This window comes from Tenacibaculum gallaicum (genome assembly GCF_003387615.1).
In the GTDB taxonomy this organism is placed as follows: Bacteria; Bacteroidota; Bacteroidia; order Flavobacteriales; family Flavobacteriaceae; genus Polaribacter; species Polaribacter gallaicus.
This window is the reverse complement of the sequence record NZ_QUNS01000001.1, coordinates 123,818-146,594: the sequence shown is the minus strand read 5'-3', so window position 1 is coordinate 146,594 and position 22,777 is coordinate 123,818. Positions and strand designations below refer to the sequence as shown.

General features: G+C 32.6%; 26 protein-coding genes and 3 tRNA genes. 13 read left to right on the top strand and 16 right to left on the bottom strand.

Annotation, left to right across the window (positions count from 1 at the left end; translation table 11 throughout):
* Positions 1-29: 29 nt before the first annotated feature.
* From panD to radA, 3 genes are all read left to right on the top strand, one after another.
* The gene (panD, locus tag C7448_RS00730; protein ID WP_115899453.1) at positions 30-380 is read left to right on the top strand and encodes an aspartate 1-decarboxylase; all 351 of its coding nucleotides are present in this window, start codon (positions 30-32) and stop codon (positions 378-380) included.
* A gap of 1 nt (position 381) precedes the next feature.
* On the top strand, positions 382-1,335 hold the full coding sequence (locus tag C7448_RS00725; RefSeq protein ID WP_115899452.1) for a lysylphosphatidylglycerol synthase transmembrane domain-containing protein: 954 nt from the start codon (positions 382-384) through the stop codon (positions 1,333-1,335).
* Between the two features lie 172 nt (positions 1,336-1,507).
* On the top strand, positions 1,508-2,869 hold the full coding sequence (gene radA, locus C7448_RS00720; protein ID WP_115899451.1) for a DNA repair protein RadA: 1,362 nt from the start codon (positions 1,508-1,510) through the stop codon (positions 2,867-2,869).
* Positions 2,870-3,018: 149 nt separating this feature from the next.
* On the opposite strand, the gene C7448_RS00715 is transcribed toward radA, so the two are convergent.
* From C7448_RS00715 to C7448_RS00655, 13 genes are all read right to left on the bottom strand, one after another.
* Positions 3,019-5,205: a transglycosylase domain-containing protein gene (locus C7448_RS00715; protein WP_115899450.1), complete on the bottom strand. Its 2,187-nt coding sequence runs from the start codon at positions 5,203-5,205 to the stop codon at positions 3,019-3,021.
* Positions 5,206-5,275: 70 nt separating this feature from the next.
* A complete protein-coding gene (locus tag C7448_RS00710) occupies positions 5,276-6,292 on the bottom strand; it encodes a leucine-rich repeat domain-containing protein (protein ID WP_115899449.1) in 1,017 nt (338 codons plus the stop codon).
* Between the two features lie 44 nt (positions 6,293-6,336).
* Positions 6,337-7,305 (bottom strand): arsenosugar biosynthesis arsenite methyltransferase ArsM, encoded by a 969-nt coding sequence (gene arsM, locus C7448_RS00705; protein ID WP_115899448.1) that lies wholly within the window; start codon positions 7,303-7,305, stop codon positions 6,337-6,339.
* Positions 7,306-7,395: 90 nt separating this feature from the next.
* The gene (locus tag C7448_RS00700) at positions 7,396-8,214 is read right to left on the bottom strand and encodes a purine-nucleoside phosphorylase (RefSeq protein ID WP_115899447.1); all 819 of its coding nucleotides are present in this window, start codon (positions 8,212-8,214) and stop codon (positions 7,396-7,398) included.
* A gap of 120 nt (positions 8,215-8,334) precedes the next feature.
* A complete protein-coding gene (locus C7448_RS00695) occupies positions 8,335-8,970 on the bottom strand; it encodes a TIGR04282 family arsenosugar biosynthesis glycosyltransferase (RefSeq protein ID WP_115899446.1) in 636 nt (211 codons plus the stop codon).
* Entirely contained in the window at positions 8,963-9,478 is a 516-nt protein-coding gene (locus C7448_RS00690) for a rhodanese-like domain-containing protein (protein ID WP_115899445.1), read from the bottom strand. The genes C7448_RS00695 and C7448_RS00690 overlap by 8 nt, the downstream gene beginning before the upstream one ends.
* Before the next feature lie 136 nt (positions 9,479-9,614).
* On the bottom strand, positions 9,615-10,670 hold the full coding sequence (gene arsS, locus C7448_RS00685; RefSeq protein ID WP_115899444.1) for an arsenosugar biosynthesis radical SAM (seleno)protein ArsS: 1,056 nt from the start codon (positions 10,668-10,670) through the stop codon (positions 9,615-9,617).
* 161 nt (positions 10,671-10,831) lie between these two features.
* On the bottom strand, positions 10,832-11,167 hold the full coding sequence (locus C7448_RS00680) for an arsenosugar biosynthesis-associated peroxidase-like protein (protein ID WP_099215110.1): 336 nt from the start codon (positions 11,165-11,167) through the stop codon (positions 10,832-10,834).
* A 142-nt stretch (positions 11,168-11,309) separates the two neighbouring features.
* Positions 11,310-12,017: a DUF547 domain-containing protein gene (locus C7448_RS00675; protein WP_115900102.1), complete on the bottom strand. Its 708-nt coding sequence runs from the start codon at positions 12,015-12,017 to the stop codon at positions 11,310-11,312.
* Positions 12,018-12,129: 112 nt separating this feature from the next.
* Complete coding sequence (locus tag C7448_RS00670; protein WP_147300483.1) at positions 12,130-13,320, bottom strand: DUF5018 domain-containing protein; 1,191 nt, start codon at positions 13,318-13,320, stop codon at positions 12,130-12,132.
* A 70-nt stretch (positions 13,321-13,390) separates the two neighbouring features.
* Positions 13,391-13,476, bottom strand: a tRNA-Leu gene (locus C7448_RS00665).
* A gap of 60 nt (positions 13,477-13,536) precedes the next feature.
* Positions 13,537-13,625 (bottom strand) — tRNA-Leu (locus tag C7448_RS00660).
* A 22-nt stretch (positions 13,626-13,647) separates the two neighbouring features.
* Positions 13,648-13,719, bottom strand: a tRNA-Gly gene (locus tag C7448_RS00655).
* 172 nt (positions 13,720-13,891) lie between these two features.
* Between C7448_RS00655 and cyoE the strand changes: the two genes are divergently transcribed.
* The 10 genes from cyoE (at position 13,892) to tsaB (ending at position 21,178) form a co-directional block, all read left to right on the top strand.
* Entirely contained in the window at positions 13,892-14,794 is a 903-nt protein-coding gene (gene cyoE / locus C7448_RS00650) for a heme o synthase (RefSeq protein ID WP_245939428.1), read from the top strand.
* Positions 14,794-15,378, top strand: coding sequence for a cytochrome c oxidase subunit 3 (locus C7448_RS00645; protein WP_115899441.1), 585 nt, complete (start codon positions 14,794-14,796; stop codon positions 15,376-15,378). The genes cyoE and C7448_RS00645 overlap by 1 nt, the downstream gene beginning before the upstream one ends.
* 56 nt (positions 15,379-15,434) lie before the next feature.
* Positions 15,435-16,418, top strand: a complete 984-nt coding sequence (locus C7448_RS00640; protein WP_115899440.1) for a cytochrome c oxidase subunit 3 — start codon at positions 15,435-15,437, stop codon at positions 16,416-16,418.
* 18 nt (positions 16,419-16,436) lie between these two features.
* Positions 16,437-16,775, top strand: a complete 339-nt coding sequence (locus C7448_RS00635) for a cytochrome C oxidase subunit IV family protein (protein ID WP_115899439.1) — start codon at positions 16,437-16,439, stop codon at positions 16,773-16,775.
* 63 nt (positions 16,776-16,838) lie between these two features.
* A complete protein-coding gene (locus C7448_RS00630) occupies positions 16,839-17,486 on the top strand; it encodes a hypothetical protein (RefSeq protein WP_115899438.1) in 648 nt (215 codons plus the stop codon).
* Between the two features lie 11 nt (positions 17,487-17,497).
* Complete coding sequence (locus C7448_RS00625) at positions 17,498-18,145, top strand: SCO family protein (RefSeq protein ID WP_115899437.1); 648 nt, start codon at positions 17,498-17,500, stop codon at positions 18,143-18,145.
* A 1-nt stretch (position 18,146) separates the two neighbouring features.
* Positions 18,147-18,671, top strand: coding sequence for a DUF420 domain-containing protein (locus C7448_RS00620; RefSeq protein ID WP_115899436.1), 525 nt, complete (start codon positions 18,147-18,149; stop codon positions 18,669-18,671).
* A gap of 16 nt (positions 18,672-18,687) precedes the next feature.
* A complete protein-coding gene (locus C7448_RS00615; RefSeq protein WP_245939402.1) occupies positions 18,688-18,876 on the top strand; it encodes a hypothetical protein in 189 nt (62 codons plus the stop codon).
* Between the two features lie 197 nt (positions 18,877-19,073).
* Positions 19,074-20,405 (top strand): TolC family protein, encoded by a 1,332-nt coding sequence (locus C7448_RS00610; RefSeq protein ID WP_115899434.1) that lies wholly within the window; start codon positions 19,074-19,076, stop codon positions 20,403-20,405.
* A gap of 98 nt (positions 20,406-20,503) precedes the next feature.
* Entirely contained in the window at positions 20,504-21,178 is a 675-nt protein-coding gene (gene tsaB / locus C7448_RS00605) for a tRNA (adenosine(37)-N6)-threonylcarbamoyltransferase complex dimerization subunit type 1 TsaB (RefSeq protein ID WP_115899433.1), read from the top strand.
* Here the strand turns inward: tsaB and C7448_RS00600 are convergent.
* The 3 genes from C7448_RS00600 to C7448_RS00590 form a co-directional block, all read right to left on the bottom strand.
* A complete protein-coding gene (locus C7448_RS00600) occupies positions 21,175-21,981 on the bottom strand; it encodes a mechanosensitive ion channel family protein (RefSeq protein WP_115899432.1) in 807 nt (268 codons plus the stop codon). The genes tsaB and C7448_RS00600 overlap by 4 nt on opposite strands.
* A gap of 56 nt (positions 21,982-22,037) precedes the next feature.
* The gene (locus tag C7448_RS00595; RefSeq protein ID WP_115899431.1) at positions 22,038-22,391 is read right to left on the bottom strand and encodes a DUF1304 domain-containing protein; all 354 of its coding nucleotides are present in this window, start codon (positions 22,389-22,391) and stop codon (positions 22,038-22,040) included.
* 72 nt (positions 22,392-22,463) lie between these two features.
* Positions 22,464-22,664, bottom strand: coding sequence for a dodecin family protein (locus tag C7448_RS00590; RefSeq protein ID WP_115899430.1), 201 nt, complete (start codon positions 22,662-22,664; stop codon positions 22,464-22,466).
* Positions 22,665-22,777: the final 113 nt, after the last annotated feature.

Sequence of the window (22,777 nt, the reverse complement as noted above, 5' to 3'; positions counted from 1 at the left end):
ATTCATTAAAAAACAACTATTTTTGCAGCATGTTAGTACAAGTAGTAAAATCTAAAATACACCGTGTTAAGGTAACTAATGCGGATTTAAATTATATAGGTAGTATTACCATTGACGAAGATTTAATGGATGCTGCTGGGATTATTGAAGGAGAACGTGTTCAAATTGTGAATAACAATAACGGAGAACGTTTAGAAACGTATGCAATTCCAGGTCCAAGAAAAAGTGGTGAAATCACATTGAATGGAGCTGCAGCACGTAGAGTTCAAAAAGGAGATATACTTATTTTAATTGTGTATGCTTTTATGGAATTAGAAGAAGCCAAAAAGTTTAAGCCACAATTAGTATTTCCTAACGAAGAAAATAACTTGCTAGAATAGTTTGAGTTTATCAGTCAAAAAAACTACAAAAATACTATTACCTCTCATCTTGGGAGGTTTTTTAGTTTGGTATTCATTGTCAAAAATTTCAATTGAAACCTTAGTCCAATATTTTAAAGATGCTAATTACGGTTGGATAGCTTTAGGACTATTCTTCGGAATTTTAAGCCACCTGTCTCGTGCTTATCGCTGGAAGTTTTTACTTGAACCAATGGGGTATAAGCCAGACTTTGGTAATAGCACCATGGCAGTTTTAGTGGCATATTTGGTAAATTATGTAGTACCAAGAGCGGGAGAAGTATCTCGAGCAGCTGTTATGACAAATTATGAAAACATTCCGTTTGAAAAAGGATTTGGAACCATTGTTGCCGAACGAATGGCAGATTTAATTATGATGCTTAGCATTATTGCCATTACCCTTTTTGTGCAGTTTGATTTTATTTATGAATTACTAACCAAAAACTTCGATCCGATTAAAATTGGAATCCTTTTAGGAGGATTAGCATTGGTGTTTGTGGTTTTTACACGTTTTGTGAGAAAAGCAAAATCAGGAATAGGGCTAAAAATCAAGAATTTTGTAGTTGGACTAATTGAAGGTGTTACCAGCATCTTTAAAATGAAGTATAAATGGGCGTTCATTTTTCATACGGTATTTATTTGGGTAATGTATGTACTGATGTTTTGGGCAACGATTCCAGCAATTAATGGATTACACGTTCCATTAGGAGGTGTTTTAATCGGGTTTATAGCTGGAGGATTTAGTATTGCAGCAACTAATGGAGGTGTCGGTTTGTACCCAATTGCTGTAGCTGGAGCTTTGGCTCTATTTGGAATTGCAGAAGAACCTGCAACCGCTTTTGGATGGATTATGTGGACTGCTCAAACAGCTATGATTATTGTGTTTGGTGGATTAGCATTTTTACTGTTACCTATTTATAATAGAAATAAAAAGTAATAGGGCGTTTCCTTTCAGGTCGCGCTTTCCGTACTCGCTTTTTTTGTTTTAAGAACAAAAAAGAGCTTAAACAATTACTGCAATCGCTAACGCTGTACTTACTAAGTAAAAAGAAAAATCAAAGTATTTTTAACTTTGAAACTTGTAACTTTGAAACTTTCAAACTCAAAAAATGGCTAAAACCAAAACAACTTTTTTCTGTCAAAACTGTGGAGCGCAACACGCGCAATGGGTAGGACAATGTGGCTCGTGTAAACAATGGAATACTATTGTTGAAGAAGTTATTCAAAAAGAGGAAAAAAGAAAATGGAAATCGCCTGAAAACAATCAAAAAAGAGTAGCAAAACCTTTGCGAGTTGAAGATATTCAACTGAACCCAGAAGAACGTTTTGGTACTAAAAATCAAGAATTAGACACCGTTTTAGGTGGTGGATTGGTAAAAGGAGCTGTTGTATTATTAGGAGGAGAGCCAGGAATTGGTAAATCTACCTTATTGTTACAAATCGCCTTACAAATTTCGCAAAAAGTTTTGTATGTATCTGGGGAAGAAAGCCAATCGCAGATAAAAATGCGTGCTGAGCGTGTAGAAGGAAAAAACCCTAACTGTTTAATTCTTACCGAAACCAATACGCAACAGATTTTTAAAAATATAGAAGAAGTTCAGCCTGATGTTTTGGTGATTGATTCTATTCAAACCTTACATACCAATTCTATTGAAGCTTCACCAGGAAGTATTTCGCAAATACGAGAAACCTCCGCAGAACTCATCAAATTTGCCAAGGAAACAGCAACTCCAGTACTGTTAATCGGACATATTAACAAAGAAGGACATATTGCAGGACCTAAGATTTTAGAACACATGGTAGATGTGGTGTTACAGTTTGAAGGTGACAGAAATCATACCTACCGTATTTTACGCTCGCAAAAAAACCGTTTTGGTTCTACGGCTGAATTAGGAATCTACGAAATGTTATCAGATGGATTGCGAGAAGTATCGAATCCTTCTGAAATTTTAATTTCGAAAAAAGATGCTGATTTAAGTGGAACTGCGATTGCGTCAACATTGGAAGGTATTCGTCCACTGATGATAGAAATTCAAGCCTTGGTTTCAACAGCGGTTTATGGAACTCCACAACGAACTACAACGGGTTATAACCTCAAGCGCTTGCACATGATTTTGGCGGTGCTAGAAAAGCGTGCGGGATTCAAATTAGGAGCGAAAGATGTGTTTTTAAATGTTACCGGTGGAATTCATGTAGACGATCCTGCGATAGATTTAGCGGTAGTGGCAGCGATTTTATCATCAAATCAAGATTTAGCGATCAACCCTGATGTGTGTTTTGCAGCTGAAGTTGGTTTAGCAGGTGAAATTCGTCCTGTTTCTAAAATAGATCAGCGTATTACCGAAGCTGAAAAGTTAGGATATAAAACCTTTGTAACCTCAAAATACAACAAGATTACGAGCAAAAACCATTCTATAAAACTGATTTTAGTAAGTAAGATTGAAGAGGCTTTTGCAACCTTGTTTGCATAATTTAAATTTGAGTTAGATAGTTAAAATGTCACGTCGAGTGATTCCGATACTATATCGGAATTGTATCGAGACGTCATTAGTTGGTTCTCGATACACCTCCCTTTGGTCGATACTCGAACTGACAGCATTTTTGTATTGTTTATATTAAATTATTCTTTCTTTTTCTTTCCAAAAAGTCTGTTGAAAAATCCTTTAATTCCTTTTTCTCTGTAAGGAGGACAGTCGATTGAGGAAGAAACCTCTTCTGGTATGTCAAATGAAGTTAAATATTTTTCTCTTAATTCAGGATTATTTTCTATTTCCTTCAAAATATTGGCTATAATAGGTAATGCTAATGAAGATCCAGAACCATTTCCGCTAGTAAAATGCACGTCGTTTTTAGAAGTCCCTACCCAAGTTCCGAGAACAATATTTGGTGTATATGCCATAAACCAAGCATTGGTGTAGTTTTGTGCGGTACCTGTTTTACTCGCTAACGGACTTTTGATTTTGTAGGTGTTTCTTATTTTAGATCCCGTTCCTTGTTCAACAGCTTGTTGTAAAATAGTAGTTAATGTTTGTGTACTTTCTTCTGTAAATACTCTTTCTGCCTTTTGTTTTTCACTTTCGTAAATGATATTCCCTTCTTTATCGGTAATCTTGCTAATCATATACAAGTCGTTCATTTCACCATTATTAGCAAAAGTACCGTAAGCTCTTGTAGCTTCAAACAGTGATAAATCTAACGTTCCTAAAGCAATAGAAGGAGCATCGTCTGTAATTTCAGGGAACAATAATTTTTCACAAGTGTCGATTAGCCACTCTTTTTCTAGTTTAAAATATAGATTAACACTAGGAATGTTCATCGATTTAATTAAGGCATACCACAAGGCAACTTTTTTATCGGGAGTAGTGCTATGGTCAGCATTTTGTGGCTTCCAGTTATCGTATTCAGAATAGGTCTTTTCCTCGTTTTCAAAATAATCACACGGAGAAATTCCATTTTCCAACGCGGTAGCATATAAAAAGGGTTTAAAAGCAGAGGCTATTTGACGGTGCGATAACACCATGTCAAAAGGAAGTGTGTTAAAATTATTTCCGCCAACCCAACTAATCACTGCTCCGTTTTTCGGATTCGTAACCAAAACAGAAGCATTTAGCATTTTATCATAATACCAAAGACTATCAATTTTATTACCAGTAATGGTTTTTGTACTGTCCCAATCAAATAGTTGAATAGTTCTTTTTTGCTTATCTTTTTCAGTGAATTGTTGTTTTTTAAACCATCTGTTTTTTTGCCTGTTTGAAGCTAATTCTTTGTCTAACTGTTGTTGCTTGATGATGAGCTGTTCCTTGGCAGATTTCTCCGCAATTTTTTGAATCTCATAATTCAGCGTCGTATGAATTTTTAAACCGTCTGTTTCTAAATCATAGTCGCTGTTTGAAGTCTCATTAATGGTTTTTACAAGCTCCGAAGCTTTTTTCTTTACCTGATACGTAAAATAACCCGCTGTTGTGTTTATGTCGAGATTATGATAGTTTAGTGTAATAGGTAGTTTTTGTAAACTGTCCGTAACTTTATTGCTTAAATAGGCTTCGCTATTCATTAACTGAAGAACTGTATTGCGACGCTTCCTAGCATTTTCAGGATTCAATCTAGGATTGTAATACGTGTTAGCTTTTAACATTCCTACAAGTACCGCTGATTCTTCGATATTTAATTTGTTGACTGATTTATTAAAAAATCGATTAGCAGTCGATTCTACTCCGAAGTTATTTTCTCCAAAAGGAACCGAGTTTAAATACAATAACAAGATTTCATCTTTGCTGTATAATTTCTCCATACGACTGGCAATGATGAGCTCCTTGATTTTGTTGATAGGCATGCTCAAAAAACCATGATACTGCCTTCCGTATAAGTTTTTAATTAACTGTTGGGTAATGGTACTTCCACCACCTCCAGAGGCATCTTGTAGTAAAATACTTCTAAAGAAAACACGTGCATAGCTTTGACCGTCATAGCCATTATGAGAATAGAATCGTTTATCCTCTGTAGCTATTAAAGCTTCTTTTAAATGATTTGGAATTTGTTCTAGCTGAACATTAGTTCTGTTCTCAGCAAATATTTTTCCGATAATTACCTCGTCTGAGGAATAGATTAAAGAAGCTTCTTCATTAATAACAGATGTTAACTCTTCTTTGTTGGGTAATTTACCAAACACTTCAAAATACACTAAGGAGAATAATAGTACTATTGAAAGAGTTCCAAATAGTATTAATCCTGTTGCATATTTTAGCAAAAGGAGTAGTTTCCTATTTTCTCTAAGTTGAAGGAGTATTTCTTTGAGTGTTTTCATTGTACTAAAACGAGCGCTAGTTGGTAAAATTGTGGGAGGAGTTATTATGTTTACCTGATAAATTTAAATTTTATAAACATATTATTTTGAAGATTTCTTTTGGGTTATTGGGGTGACGACCTCCCCAAAAGGCTTTATTCCTGTTTTTAGCAAAATCTTTGTTATCTACTTGTATACAATTTAAAGATGGATTGTTAAAGAATTTGAAAATTTCCAGTTTAGTGTTATTACCATTTTTTAAATTAATCTTTTCTAAATTGTTTTTTGAACAAATCACAGTTTCTAATTTTTTGTTTTTCGATAAGTCTAATTGTTCCAGAAAGTTTTCGGTACAATAAAGAGTTTTTAGTAATAAATTTTTTGATAAATCCAAGCTAGTTAATTGATTTTTATCACAATAAAGATATTCTAAATTTAAATTATTTTTGATGTCTAAGTTGTATAAAGGGTTGTATCCACAGCTTAAAGATTTTAAGGTTAGATTTTTACTTAAATTTATAGAATTTAGTTTGTTTTGGTGACATTCTAAAACTTCTAGTTTAGTATTGTTAAATATGTCTAGTTTTTCTATTTTATTCATAGAACATGTGACAATCTTAAGTTTAAGATTAGAAGTAATATCTAAACTTTTTAGCAAATTTTCTGAACAATACAGTTTAGTTAAATTAGGTGTAGTAGATAAGTTTAATTCTGTTAATTTATTTTGAGAGCAGTTTAAATATGTTAAGTTATGATTTTTAGAAATACTTATTGAAGTAATTCTATTTCCAGAGCAATTAAAAGTTCTAAGAAAATTATTTTTAGATAAATTAATTTTTTCTAACTCATTAAAAGATATATCCAAATGTTTAAGGTTTGGAAAAAACTCAATTCCAGTTAAATCTTTTATTCCTTTATTACGGCAAACTATTTTACCGTTAAAATTTTCAGCTTCAGTTAGTTGTATTTCACTGTCTCCATTTAAGTTTATCTGAGTATTTGATAATAAAAAAGATTTAAGGTTTCTGTCAGGGATGTGTATAACTTCTTTGTTGTGAATGTTTAGAATAATTGATGTAATAAAGAAAATAAAAATTAAGGATTTCATTTTATTTGTGGTTAAGGTAATTAATTAGGGTGTCAAATTTACTTTTAACAACATCCACCACCATCATAATGATAGGTAGATTCTGAGAAAAATATATCGTCTCTTCCTAGCGCTTTTAAAGCGGCTGCTGTTTTATCGCAAATCGCTAAAGGTCGGTTTTTCAATAAGGTGTGTCCTGCGCCATCATCAAAATAGTCTTCATCACCAAAGTAAATGGCAGCTTTACCTGTAAATATACAAGGTCCGTCAGCAGGCATTGGATCTTTAATCGCTGCTACTTCAATCGATTCGATATAAATCAATTCATCGGTAGGGTAATTTTTAGGATCTAAAATTCGATAGGGTTTACGAGCTCTTATTTCAATGGTTCCAAAACCAGCATCAGTCAACATTTTAACATATTCAGCAATAGGTAAACTACCACTTAAACATAAGGCACGCAAACGTTCATCGTTTCGTAGCGTTTCGTTCATAGGTTGCTCACAGGTAGGATCACTCATAACCAAACGTCCGTGAGGTTTTAATACGCGGTACATTTCAGCAATGGCTTTTTTCAATTCTTCAGCTTTAAAAATGTTGAATAAACAGTTTTGAGCAGCCACATCAATCGAATTATCTTCTACAGGCAAGTGTAATGCATCTCCTTTTCGTAAATCGACAAACTCACTTTTAAACCAAGGGTTTTGAGCTTCTGCTTCAACGAAATTCTTTTCAGAAGCTTCTAGCATTTCATCTACCACATCGATTCCAATCACTCCGTTTTTCTGACGTGAGAAATACGCAAATTGTAATAATTCCATTCCGCCACCAACACCTACATATAATATTTTAGGATTGTTGGTTAAATCGCGAGCATGCACGGTAGAACCACATCCGTAGTTCATTTCTTGCATAATTTTAGGAATTTTTAATCCAGGTAATTCCCAAATAGGGTTTGTTGTACAGCATAAACCAACATCAGGGGTTAAGGCCGCTTCTTTATATACATTTTTGGTGGTTTCTAAGTAACTCATATTTTTAAGATAAAAGACCGCTACACTGTTAGAAAAAAGAATAAAGACTTGTACTGTTTGTCTTGGCTCTAAAGTCTAATAGTCTTGCTTCTATAAATTAGTAATCAATTCTTTAAAAAGAGTAATCATTTTTGGTTCTGCTTTTCCAGCAACTGCAATGATTTCGGTAATATTTACAGGTTGTAGGTTTTTGGGGTCACACTCATCGGTTAATACCGAAACGGCTGCACACGGAATGTTGAGTTGTTTTGCTACAATTACTTCAGGTACGGTACTCATTCCTACCGCATCTACTTCTAAAATTTGTAACATTCTATACTCAGCTCTAGTTTCCAATTGGGGGCCTACAACACTTGCATATACTCCTTCTTTCAGGTCTATGTCGTTAGTTTTAGCAATAGCTTTCATTTGAGTGTTCAATTTTTTTGAATACGGTTCTAGCATATCGGCAAAAATATTCCCAAACTCATTTGCTCCTTTAAAGGCTAGGGGAGAGCCACCTTGTAAATTCAAGTGATCTTCCAATAGCATTAGATCCCCTTTTTTATAAGAAAGGTTGATAGCGCCTGCAGCATTAGAAACTAACAAAGTTCTAATACCTAAAGCATGCATGGTTCTAATACCGTAGGTTATTTCCCATAAGTTGTAACCTTCATACATATGAAAACGACCAGACATAACCACCACTTTTTTACCCGATAGGGTTCCGTAAATAAGTTTTCCGGAATGAAATTCTACAGTTGCTTGTGGAAAGTGTGGAATATCAGCATACGGTACTTCATGTTCAATGGTTATTTCATCTACTAATTTTCCTAATCCTGTTCCTAAAACAATTCCTATTTCTGGGTTGGTAATTCCTTTATGTTGAAGAAATTCTTGTGTTTCTTGTAGTTGTTGTTTTTTTAGCATTTTAATATCGTGTTTGTCAGTCCAAGTGTTAATGGAATAGCCTTTGTGTTATGGTTTACAATAAACAAATTACGTCGTCAATCATTTCGACTTCGCTCAATGAACACCTCGTAATGACGGTTAGTTTAAAAATTGATTGAATATTGGGTTGTTTTTGATGTCCTCAAAAACATCTACATCATTTAAGGTTTCCAACAAATGTACTGATTCGTTTTGTAAATCGTTTAAGGTGTCTTTTCTAACAGTTGAAGTTCCCCAGTCTTTATGTTGAAAAACGGTAGCATGTAGTTTTTTCATGCCTAATAGGTAATAACCGCCATCTTCAGCAGGACCTATAACTACACCATTAGAATTTAATTTTTGAAAAGCTTGATTGATGTGTTCAGAAGTTAAATCAGGTAAATCGCTACCAATAATAATCACTTTTTCATATCCATTAGAAAATGCTTGTTGAAAGGCATTGTGCATTCGTATACCTAAGTCGTTTCCTTCTTGCAGGTGCTTTTGATATAGGGTAGCATCCCAAATATCATTTTCACGAACTTTTACCGAGTAGTATACAGCTTTATCGCAAGTTAAATTTTGGGTAACTCGTTTTGTGTGTTCTAATAAGAATTTATAAATATCTAACGCAGTTTCCTCTCCAATAGTTTTAGCCAAACGTGTTTTTACCTTGCCTAATTCTGGGTTTCGAGTAAATATTAGGAGAAGATTTCTCGACTGCGCTCGAAATGACACTTCATTTTGATTATTCATATATTTTTTCTCCTTTGTGTAACCATTTGCTCCATTCTTTATTGAAAGCATGGATTTTTTCTGTAGGGTTGTTTTGTAGGTTAACGATTATGTTTCCTTTATTTTTCCATTCAAAAATACCACCATAAAGATTAAAAACATTAGTGTAATTTTCTTTTTGTAGTTTTTCGGCAATGTCTTCTGAACGAATTCCTAACGAGCAATACACCACAATTTTGGTGTTCTTGTTCTTCGGGAATTTTTTTAAAGTATTTTCTAAATTGAAAAAATCATAGCCAACACACATAGCATTCTTGATATGACTGACCTCAAATTCTTTAGGTTCACGAGCGTCTAGTATAATTATATTGTCACCTTGAGCGGAGTCGAAAGGCTTTTCTTTTTGTAGTTCACTAATAGAAATATAGGGAACACTTTCAGTATTATATTTTTTCAATAATTGTTGTAGGTTCTTTTGTGAAAAAGAATTTACGGACATTAAAAATATGAGAAAGATGAGGTTTTTCATGTTTAAAGATATTCAATGGTGTTAGGTGAAATCTATAGAGAATTAAAGTGATTACATCTCGATACAATTTTTCTTCCAAAATGTCAGAAAAACCACTCGATGTGACATTACTACATTGTTTCATTAATTCATTGAACTATGCTACTGTACCTTGACAACTACTTCCTGCGCCAGCGGTACAACCATAACAGTGTTGATTGATAATGATATTTCTGTTTTGTAATAGTGCTTCGTTGTATTCAGAAATGTGTTGTGATTTACTTGCTACTTTCAGGTTTAGCATTTGATTGAAATCGCAATCGTATAAATATCCGTCCCAACTTACCGATAGTGTATTGGTACACATTACATTTTCTACTGCCATAGGATTGTAGGCTTCTACTAACGAATACATATAGTCTTCATAATTTTCAGAAGCAATTAAGTAATCTAAAAATCTACTGATAGGTAAATTGGTAATGGCAAATAAACTGTTGAATGAGATTCCGAAATCTTCATCTAAGGCTTTTTTAAAGTCATTTTCTAAGGCTACCTGATCTCCTGGTAAGAAAGCTCCTGACGGATTGTAGACTAAATCTAGTTGTAAACCAGTTCCTTCAATTCCATAACCAACTTTGTTCAGCATTTTTAAAGCTTCTATTGATTTATCGAAAACACCATCACCACGTTGCTTGTCGGTTTTTCCACGTGTCCAGTGTGGCATAGAAGAAACTATGTGAACATTGTGTTTTTTGAAAAATTCAGGTAAATCGTAGTATTTTTTGTTCGCTCTAATAATCGTTAAGTTAGAGCGAACAATAAAATCTTTAATTCCTGCTTTGGAAGCTTCTTCTACAAACCAACGAAAACTTGGATTCATTTCAGGTGCGCCACCAGTTAAATCTAACGTGTGCGCTCCGGTATTTCGAATCACTTCTATACATTGTTCCATGGTTTCTATAGTCATGATTTCTTTTCGGTCAGGACCTGCATCTACATGGCAATGTGCGCAAACTTGATTACACATGTATCCTAAATTAATTTGAAGAATTTCTAATTTTTTAGGACGTAATGGAAATTGATTGGTTTCTTTTATTTTTTTTGCAAACGTAGGCAATTCACCGTCAGCAAAAATTCCGTTTGATAAAATTTCAAGCTGGCGTTGCGTGTTTGCTAAATCGTTATTTCTAGATTTTAAAGATTTTTTCATCATCCTTCCTATAAAGCTGAACTTATTTCAGCTGCTCATCATTTAAGTATTTAATATCCTTCGACTAGTTCCTAGTGTACTTTCAATCAAAATGCATTTTGATTTCAACCAATGCTCAGGATAAGCGATTCACACAGTTTTGATTTTCAAAATTGGTTCTCTGCTTACATTTCTAATTTATTGACTTTGTTCATCATTTGAACTCCGTGTACTAAAGTTGCTCCGCTTTTAATAGCAGCACCCACATGGATTGCTTCCATCATTTCGTCTTTGGTAATTCCGCGTTGTAATCCATCTTTTGTGTATGCATCAATACAATAAGGGCATTGTTCAGTGTGTGCAACAGCTAAGGCGATTAAACTTTTTTCACGAGCGGTTAAAGCACCTTCTTCAAAGACTTTTCCGTAATAATCAAAAAACTTGTTTCCAAGTTCTTCACTCCATTCTGTTATTTTACCAAACTTACGTAAGTCGGCAGGGTCGTAATATGTTTTAGACATGTTTTATTATTTTTAGTAAACTACCTCAGAGTAAGCACACGAGGTATTTATTAATACTGACTTTAATTTCGAGACAAGCCTCTGGGGTGTTTTACCCTTTGGCGGTGCCAATAAAAAGTAAAAATACCAAATTGTAGAGATACTACCTTCCATTTAAAGACCAGTTATATTCTAAATAACCAATGGTAGCTTTTTTATTGATTTTTACGTCTGAATATTGATTCAGGAAGTCGATTAAATCTCCTTTTTTAGTAAAATCTCCTTTAAACCATTGGAATATTTTAGATAGTTGAACTTTGTTTTCAGAAATTTTATTTCTTGAGGCATCATTAATAAAGTTCTTCATTAAAGCAGTTGTTTTTGCTTCGTAATTTTCTCCTGTAAAAGCATAGTTAGCCAATTTAGGGCAAGATTTTGAGGCACAGTTTACAGCGACATGAATTTTGGGGTCGTTATATTTTTTACGTAGTATTTCGTGTTCTATCTGGTTTAAGGTATAGGTTTTTCCACCAACTTTAGCAAAAGGAATACTCCAAGCATCTTTTCCTTTCTTTTTTATATTCATAATGCTTTTAAGAGGGTAGTTGTCTAAAATCAATTGAATAGTATAAGCATTATAAGCGTTAGCCCAAAAGGCTTTGATTTTAGCAGTTGACCAAGATTTTTGAGGTTTTGTTACAGCTAAATAATTTAAATAGGTTTGAAGTTGTGTTTCGTCTGTTTTAAAATCTTTATAATTTACATTTCCATTGGAGTCTACATGTTCTTTTAAAAGTGTATCAAAAACACTAGTTTGTGCAGAGGTATGTAAGAAAAAAGTTAAACTTACTAGTAAAAATATCTTTCGCATGATTTCGGTTTTGAAGTTTAGACGTGCGTTTGAAAGATACATTACAAAGAACATTCCGAAAAAGTGTAGAAATAAAAAAAAGCCTTAACATTTATTTGTTAAGGCTTTAAAACTAGTTTTTTCCTTGAAGTTTTATGTTGAAATACCATTCATGTTCTTTCCAAGTATTCCAGTTTTTTAGATTGTTATTCAAAGATATGTTAGACTGACCATAGTAGCCTTGACCAAAGCAAAATCCGTCTCCATTATCAATATATGCTGAAGAACCTGTGTTTACTCCTAAGTTAGTCCCATCAACCAAGTACCATGTGAATATGTATTCAGTATTTGCTTCAAAAAATAGTTGTAAATTAGAAAGATCAAAATCAACCCATCCACCAACAAATGTTGTGTCTAATTCTGTTACAGTTGAGGAAATAATATCACCACTTAAATTTCTTATGTCTAAATTTAGCTTCACTTTCTCATTGTATGGGGTTCTAGTTTCATGATATTTAAAACCACTTTCTAATTTAATACTAAAAGAGGATAGCTCTGTGTCTTTTTGGAATAATACACTTTGACCTGTTCCTACATTTCTATCGTATGGAGATATGTCTGGAGCGTTAGTTCTACTATCTCCACCGAACCACTTATTCGCGTTGGATTCATTACATGATCTCGAATAAGGGATATTAACGTATTCAAGTGCAACAGTGTAGGTTTTTTCAGTGCCATTTTCTGCTTTTACTATAAAATCAACGGGAGAAGAATAATCTGTAAGATTACTTGGTAAAGGGGTAATTGAAGCTTTGCCTGGTATGTTGGCTGTAACTGTTAAGTCGGATAGGTTTGAGAAGCTAGGAAGTTTTTTAGTTATTTTATTTTCAACAGTATTTATATTTGCTTCTAATGTTTGATCAGCAATTTTAATATTAAAAGAAGTAATCTCGTTTTGATTACTTAACTCTTTTCTTATATCAACATTATAGTTCTTGGTAGAGCCGTCTTCAGCAGTAACAATAAATATTAAAGGTTTGTCTAGTGTTGTGATAACACTTGGGTCTGGAGCTATAGTAGCTTTGTCTGAAATGATTACCTCTAGTTTAATATCATCTAATTCGATATAGCTGGGAGTTAACCCTACGATAGAGTTTTCTAAAATTTCAAAATCTTTAATAAAACTTCCTTTTTTAATTGAAAAACTTAGTATTTTATTTTCGTTATTTGAAATGCTTCCACTCATTAGTATGTATTCTTTATTACAAGATAATATAACTATTAAGGATGCGATGAGGAATAATAAGGTTTTTTTCTTTTTCATTAATTTAAATTACTAAGACAGAGATAAATTTATAAAAAAAAGCCTTAACAAATAAATGTTAAGGCTTTTGTACTGAAGGCGGGACTTGAACCCGCACGGGCATTACGGCCCATTGGATTTTAAGTCCAACGTGTCTACCAATTCCACCACTTCAGCGTATACGCTTTTTTTTGACTACTTTTAAAATTAAGCCTCACTCGTTAAAGCGAGGCTTATTGGTACTGAAGGCGGGACTTGAACCCGCACGAGCATTACGGCTCATTGGATTTTAAGTCCAACGTGTCTACCAATTCCACCACTTCAGCATATTCTCTTTAAAAAGGATTGAGCGAAAGACGGGATTTGAACCCGCGACCCTCACCTTGGCAAGGTGATGCTCTACCCCTGAGCTACTTTCGCGTAGTCAAAAATTATTTTAATGAACGTGCATTACTGCGAATGCGGGTGCAAATATAACACCATTTTTTTAATTACAAAACAGTTTTCATTTTTTTTCAATTTTAATTCCAATAAAAATATATGGTGGTTCAATAAGAATGGAATATCTTTGCAGAAATTTTTAAAATTAGAAGTGGATTCTGTTTCAACTGTACATACTAAAACTTCCATAAAATCAATAGTTAAGGACTTTAAACAGTTAACGAAAGTTGGGTTGTCAATTAGTGTGGTTTTTACCTCTATTACAGGATATTTATTAGGGGCAGAATCGATTAACTATACTACAATTGTTTTATTAGCTTTAGGAGGTTACTTAATGGTTGGAGCATCAAATGCGTTTAATCAAGTAATAGAAAAGGATATCGATGCAGTAATGCAACGTACCAAAAACCGTCCGTTACCTTCAGGAAGAATGTCAACAACGACAGCTTTGATTATAGCAACGTTATTTACAATTGCTGGTATTGCTATTTTATATGCTATCAATCCAAAATGTGCTTTGTTTGGAGCTATTTCTATATTCTTATATACGAGTGCTTATACACCGTTAAAAGCAGTAACGCCTTTAGCCGTTTTTGTTGGAGCCATTCCAGGAGCTATTCCTTTTATGTTAGGGTGGGTAGCTGCAACAGGTAAGTTTGGTATTGAAGCTGGATTTTTATTTATGATTCAGTTTTTTTGGCAGTTTCCACATTTTTGGGCAATTGGTTGGTTACAATTTGAAGAATATAATAAGGCAGGGTTACACATGCTTCCTATGGATAAGAAAGATAAAGGAGCAGTTGTTCAGATTATCTTTTATACATGTATTATGATTTTAATGTCGATTGCACCCGTATTAAAAGTAACAGGTAACTTCTATATATATCCATTAACAGCGGTTGTTATTTTATTGTTAGGGTTACTCATGCTTTATTATGCAGTTCAATTATATAAAACGGAAAAGAACACTGATGCAAGAAAGTTAATGCTGGCAAGTGTTTTTTATATTACGATAGTACCCATTATATATGTGGTAGATAAATTTTTACACTAATGAGTGAACAAACGTTACAAGAAGAATTAAAAGTAGCCAAGCGTAAATCGGCCAAACCAATGTTGTGGATTTCCATGATTAGTATGGTGATGTTTTTTGCAGGATTAACAAGTGCTTATGTTGTTAGTATGAATCGTGAAGATTGGGTAACGTTCGATTTACCACAAGCGTTTTATATTAGTACTGTACTAATAGTATTAAGTAGTATTACGTTGTTTTTTTCTCAAAAACTATTAAAAAAAGATAACATACAAGCTTCATTTACTTTGTTGTTAGTTACGTTAGTGCTAGGTTTAGGTTTTGTATGGTATCAATATGTAGGGTTTAATGAATTAAAGGCTGTAGGTCTTTATTTTACAGGACCTGAGAGTACGGTGTCTACATCGTTTATTATAGGGATAACATTTATGCATATTTTGCACTTGTTAGCAGGTGTAATAGTGCTTTTAGTTGTTATTTATAATCATTTTAAAAAGAAGTATTCTTCAACCGATATGCTTGGGTTTGAACTCGGTGCAATCTTTTGGCATTTCGTTGATGTACTATGGATTTATCTATTTTTCTTTTTCTATTTTATTAGATGATGAAAAATGCGTAATTTTGGCGCACTGATTTAACAAAAATTAACAATAAGAGATTTATGGGAGCAAATATTGCTGTAAATTCTGACAACAAAGAGACCTGGGGCGGAGGTGGTGTGAAACCATTTGGCGCTAGTTATGGTAAAATGATGATGTGGTTTTTCATCGTATCAGATGCATTAACTTTTTCGGGCTTTTTAGCAGCGTACGGGTTAACACGTTTTAAGTTTATTGATTCTTGGCCTATTGCTGATGAGGTATTTACACACTTTCCAGGGTTACATGGCGTACACGCACCGATGTACTACGTAGCATTAATGACGTTTATTTTAATTGTATCGTCGGTAACTATGGTGTTAGCGGTAGATGCAGGTCATAAAATGCAAAAGAAAAAAGTAGCTTGGTATATGTTTGCTACTATCGTTTTTGGTATTATTTTCGTTGGGTCACAAGCTTGGGAATGGAAAAACTTTATTAATGGTTCATACGGAGCCGTTAAGACTACAGATAACCATATTTTACAATTTGTAAAAGACGGTCATCAAATTGCCTTAGCAGATTTTGTTCATAACGATAGAAAAGACGAAAGAGTTCAACATCAAAGAGAAAATGGATTGTGGTTTGAAAAAGAAGCAACAATTTCTCAGTATTCAGTAGCTCAGGTGCAGGAAGCTTTTAAAGCAGATCCATCTTTATTAATTAGAATTGAAAAAGTTAATCTTGAAACCAAACAAAAAATAATATTATCAAGAGAAGAGAGTTTAGCTCATTTAGGAAAAGCTCAAATGGTAGTAGAAGGAGCCAACTTACAAGTAAACGAGTATGGTAACCCAATTTTTGCCGATTTCTTTTTCTTTATTACAGGTTTCCATGGTTTTCACGTATTTTCAGGTATAGTTCTTAACATCATTATCTTTTTTAATGTAGTGTTAGGTACGTATGAACGTAGAGGGCATTATGAGATGGTTGAAAAAGTAGGTTTATATTGGCACTTTGTAGATTTAGTTTGGGTATTTGTATTTACCTTCTTCTACTTAGTATAATCAAAAAACAATAGTAAAATGGGTCACGCACACGAATCAAATACAAAAAGAATTTGGATTGTTTTAGCAATCTTAACAATAGTAACAACAGTAGAGGTAGCTTTAGGTATTGTAAAACCAGCAGGATTACACTTACACGGTTGGGGTACTAGTTGGTTAAATTGGATATTTATTATCTTAACAATTGTAAAAGCATATTATATTGCTTGGGCTTTTATGCACTTAGAAGGTGAAAAACCATGGCTTAGAAGAGCAATTGTTTGGACAGCTGTTTTCTTAATATGTTATTTAGTAACGTTAGTATTAATAGAAGGTGGTTACTTGTACGATACACTAGCACCATTAGTAAAATGGTAATCATATAAAACAAAATAAAAGGTGGTGTTAACCACCTTTTTTTATACTTAAATTTATAGTAAGATGGATAAAACAAAAAGAAACATAGTATTGTTTGCACTATTTATTGTGCCGTTATTGTTTTATATATTTTTATCATTAGGAATTAATAACTTTGCTAAGTTACCTGTACTTACAGAAAATGTAATTGATATTTCTTCAATTAGTAAAAAGCATCAATTTGATAAAAGAATATCAATAGTTACTTTTTTAGGGAGTAATATTGATGAAGCTAAAGGAGAATTATTTAATCTTAATGAAAAAATATACAAACCATTTTATGGTTTTAAAGACTTTCAGTTAATTGTCATTGTTTCAGAAAAATCTAAAGAAGATGTAGAAAAGCTTCAAAAAGAAATAGGAGCTTTCACAAATATGATAAAATGGAATTTTATTTTTGCTAATGATGCAGAAATAGAGGTATTGTATGATAGTTTTAAAACAAATCAATCACTAGATGGAGAATTACATTCATCAAAAGCTTTTATAATTGATAAAGATGGAGGTTTAAGAGGAAGAACAGATGATAAGGATAGTGCAGGAGGTAAGTTGTTTGGTTACAATATGAAATCTGTAGCAGAACTTAACAACAAAATGAAAGACGATATTAAAGTGGTGTTAGCAGAATATCGTTTAGCATTAAAAAAGAATAACGCGGATAGAGAAATTTAAGAAGGAGTCACATGAAGAAACAAAATTATTCATACATAGGTATTTCATTAATAGTATTGCTTTTTGGGATTTATGCAATTCCAAAAATTGTAGCACACTTCCAAACAGCCAATTTACATAAATTCAATAAAGTACCAGATTTTGAATTTATCAATCAAGAAGGTGTAACAATTACTAATGAGGACTACGAAGGAAAAGTATATGTGGTTGAGTTCTTTTTTGCTACTTGTCCAACTATCTGTCCTTTAATGAATGCACAAATGGTTGAAATTCAAAATGAATTTATGGGAAACCCGAATTTCGGTATAGCATCATTTTCAATCACTCCAGAAATTGATACCCCACATCAATTAAAAGAATACGCGAAGAATAATGGAATAAATCATAAAAACTGGCATTTGTTAACAGGTAAAGCAGAAGATGTTGTATATGATTTATCAAATGAAGGCTTCAAGTTGTATGCTGGAAAAGGAGAAGCGAGCCATGGAGGGTTTGAACATTCTGGGTTATTTGCGTTAGTAGATAAAGACGGTTATATCCGTTCACGTTATGATGAACATGGGAATCCAGTGATGTACTACCGCGCTTTAGATGAGCATAATTTTGGAAACCAAATTAGTGAGTTAAAAGAAGACATTAAGTTATTACTTAAAGAGTAAGATGAGTACAACAGAAGAGAAAAAATATAAAAAACTAATTACTATAGTTTCTATTGTAATTCCTATTGCAGTGGCTGCTTTATTTGGTGTAAAAATACCTAACGTAGAACCGTTGTCTTTTTTGCCACCTATTTATGCGAGTATAAATGGTTTTACAGCAGTATTGCTGGTGGCGTCGGTAGTAGCTATTAAAAATGGAAAAAGAAAGCTGCATGAGCAGCTAAATACTACAGCAATAATTTGTTCTGCATTATTCTTAGTGATGTACGTAGCATACCATATGACTTCGGACTCTACTAAATTTGGAGGAGAGGGAATGGTTAAATATGTATATTTTTTCATTTTAATAACTCATATATTGTTATCAATAGTAATTATACCGTTTGTGCTAATTACATTTATGAGAGCTCGCTTAGGTAATTTTCCTGAACATAAAAAAATTGCAAAAATTACATTTCCTTTGTGGTTATATGTAGCGGTTACAGGAGTAGTTGTTTATTTAATGATATCACCTTATTATGTTTAAAAAGATTATATTTTTAATGTTCCTTGTTTTTTCCTTTAATACTTCTGCACAATGTGCAATGTGTAAGGCTGTGATAGAAGGAGGTAACGAAACTATTGCCGAAGGAGTAAATAATGGAATTACTTATTTAATGGTGTTTCCATACATATTAGTAGGATTACTATTTTACTTTATTTATCGCCATAAAAAGAAAGCTAAAAACTAATATTCTTAAATCAGAAATATTTTTTGTAACATTTCTCAGTTTTAATCGTCATATAAGCGCAGTAAAAAATAATTTATCGTTTTTATACATTAGAGTGTAAAATTGTTTGCTAGTTTTTCTGTAATTAATAGAAAAGCAATATATTTCTACTTTTAGAAATATAAACTAACTGAGTTTAAATAAAAAATATTGATCTTTTGAAAACTAAAATTGCATTATTTACAGCTATTTTCACTTCTATAGCTGTTTTTTCACAAAAACAATGGACACTTAAAGAGTGTGTGAATTATGCCTTAAAAAATAATATAACAGTTAAGCAAAATCGCTTAAGTGTTCAGTTGGCTGAAAAAGATGTTGAAATATCTAAAGGAAACTTCTTGCCAGATTTAAACGCTTCTTCTAGTGCTGGTTTTAGTTCTGGTTTATCACCAGACCAAACTGGGGTTTTAAAGAATACTCAGAATTTTAATTCCTCATTTAGTCTATCAACTAGAGGAACTATTTTTAACGGGTTTAGAAACTTAAATCAAAAAAAGCAAGCGCAACTAAGCGTAAAAGGAAGTGAGTTGGACTTAGCGAAAATCGAAAATGATATTTCTTTAAATGTAGTAAATGAATACTTAAATGTATTGTTTGCAAAAGAAAATTTGTCGGTAGCAAATGTTCAAGCAGAGATTAGTAAAAAACAAATAGAAAGAGCAAGAGCTCAGTTTGAAGGAGGAGTAATTCCTAAAGGAGATTTATTAAATGTTGAATCTACAGCGGCAAATGACGTTCAAAACGTAGTATTGCAAGAAAATACATTAAGTATAGCATTGTTAAGGTTAAGTCAGTTGTTACAGATTTCATCAGAAGATTTTGATGTAACGGATATTGAAGTGGGAACTCCTTCGGCAGCATTGCTATATGAAAACTCTAACATTGTATATGAGAAAGCTTTATCTGCTTGGCCAGATATAGAAAGAGCAAAGTTGGATGTAAGTAATGCTGATTTAAATATAAAATTAGAAAAAGGGGCTTATCTACCTAACCTATCCTATTCAATAGGTGCAAGTAGCTCTTACTTTCATCAGTTTAATAACCTATTCCCAGGTCAAACTAATGACTACTTTTTTAAACAAACAAAAGATAGAATTAGATATAATTTAGGCTTGTCACTTAATATCCCAATCTTTAATCGTTTTCAAACAAAAAACAGAGTAAAAAAATCTGTTATAAATAAAGAAGTTTCTCAACTTGCTCTTGAAAATCAAAAACTACAACTACAACAAGAAATAGAAAGCGCTTTTTTAGATGCAAAAGCAGCAGCTAAGACATATGAAGTGGCACAGATATCATTAGAAGCTCAAAAAGAAGCATTTAAAAATGCTCAGGTAAGTTATGATTATGGATCAATGACTCAATTCGATTTTGATCAAGTACGTAATCGATTAGTAAATGCAGAAGGAGCAATGATTAGAGCTAAATACGATTATGTATTTAAAACGAAAGTATTGAAATTTTACTACGGAGAGTCAATCGTTGACTAACTAAGAAAAATATATTTATTGTTGGAAGAGCCTTGTTAGAATTTTACTAATGAGGTTTTTCTTTATAATGTATCTTTGTCAAAAAATAAATTTCAGATTTGGCAACAATCTTACATATAGAAACGGCAACTAAAAATTGCTCGGTTAGCGTAGCAGAAAAAGGAGAGCTCTTAGCAATACAAGAATTAAATGATGGCAACTATTCACATGCCGAAAAGTTACATCCGTTTATTCAGCAGGTAATGCAAGAAGCAAAGCTTTCTTTTAGTGATATTGATGCTGTAGCAGTAAGTAAAGGTCCAGGTTCTTACACAGGATTACGTATTGGGGTTTCAGCAGCAAAAGGATTGTGTTTTGCATTTGATAAACCTTTAATATCTATTGAAACGTTGCAATCTTTGGCGCATAAAGTAAATATTAAAGAAGGAGTTATTATACCAATGCTTGATGCACGTCGTATGGAAGTATATGCAAGTGTGTACAATTCTAATTACGAACAAATAAGAGATATAAAAGCTGAAATTATTGACGAAAATTCTTTTCAAGAGTATTTGTCAAAAGGAAAAGTATATTTCTTAGGTGATGGGGGAGAAAAATGCAAGGGAGTTATTACGCATAAAAATGCAGTTTTTATTGATGGAGAGTTCCCTTCGGCAAAAGAAATGGTAAAGTTAAGTTTTGACAAGTATAAAAAAAACGACATCGAAGATGTCGCTTATTTTGAACCTTTCTATCTAAAAGATTTTGTAGTTACGCCTGAAAAAAAACGTTAACCCTCTTTGTGAATTTCTACAGAGTGTGGGTAAGGAATTTCAATTCCAGCGTTATCTAAGGCAATTTTAGTGTTTTCAGTTATGTCGAAGTAAACAGACCAGTAATCTTCTGTTTTAGACCAAGGTCTTACAGCAAAATTCACAGAACTATCTGCCAATTCAGATACATTTACTGTAGGAGCAGGATTTTTCAATACTTTTGGGTGTGAGGTAATAACATCTATTAATATTTCTTTAGTTTGTTTAATATCTGCATCGTAAGAAACACCAAAAGTTAAATCTACTCTACGAGTACCTTCAGTAGAGTAATTAACAATATTCCCGTTAGATAAAGAACCATTAGGTATAATTATTTCTTTATTAGATAAGCCTGTAAGTTTAGTAGTGAAAATTTCTATTTCTTTTACAACACCAATTTCTCCTTGAGCCTCTATCAAATCACCAATTTTAAAAGGTTTAAAAAGCATAATTAAAACACCTCCAGCAAAATTACCCAAAGAACCTTGTAAAGCTAAACCAACAGCTAAACCAGCTGAGGCCAAGATAGCAGCAAATGACGTGGTTTCAACCCCTAGTTTTGCTATTACTGTGATTATTAAAAGGATTTTTAATGTCCAATGCAGTAAATTAACTAGGAATTTTTGTAGTGTAACATCTACTTCTCTTTTAACCATTATTTTTTTGGTAGCTCTAAGTAGAAGGCTAATAATATAAGAACCTACGATGTAAATAATAATAGCCATAATCGCTTTTGGAGCGTAGGTGATTATTAAATCTTGAAAATTTTCTAAATACTTTTCCATTTCTTATGGTAAATTTTAGTTGTTAATAAATGATTTTAGTTAGTAGTAGTTGGTTTTTATAGCATAAGACAAACTAGCCCTAATAAGGCAGGTATAGATTGAATGACAAAAATACGAGGTTTTTTTGTAGAAAAAGAACCATAAGCACCAGCAATAAAAACACAAATTAGAAAAAATATAGCAACATCAGTTTTTTGGGATAAAATAGACCAAATTATGCCAGCAGCGAGGAAACCATTATATAGACCTTGGTTGGCAGCTAATACTTTTGTTTCTTCAGCAAAACTCTCAGATTTTAAACCGAAAGTTTTTATTCCTTTTTGGGTGGTCCATAATAGCATTTCTAATATTAGAATGTATAAGTGGATGAAAGCAACTATTGATAAAAGAATATATTGTGTAATGTTCATAATAAGATAAAGATAAAATATGCGGTTTAGATAGTTATCAAAACCGCATGTAGTAGTTAGTATGTATTAAGGTTATTTTACTTCAAAAGTTACTTTTAGGTTTACTCTAAATTCGGTTACTTCATCATCATTTACAACTACACTTTGTGATTGTACAAAAGCGGATTTAATTCCTTTTACTGATTTAGAAGCTTGTTTAATGGCTTTTCTAGTGGCGTCTTCCCAGTTTTTATCAGAATTTGCTAAAATTTCAATAACTTTCATTACTGCCATAATAATTTTTTTAAAGGTTAATATATGTAAATATAAGCTTTTAAAAACGTTTTTTAACAGATGAGTAATTGTTAAAAATTCTCAATGTTAATTTAATGTTATGTAAATGTTTC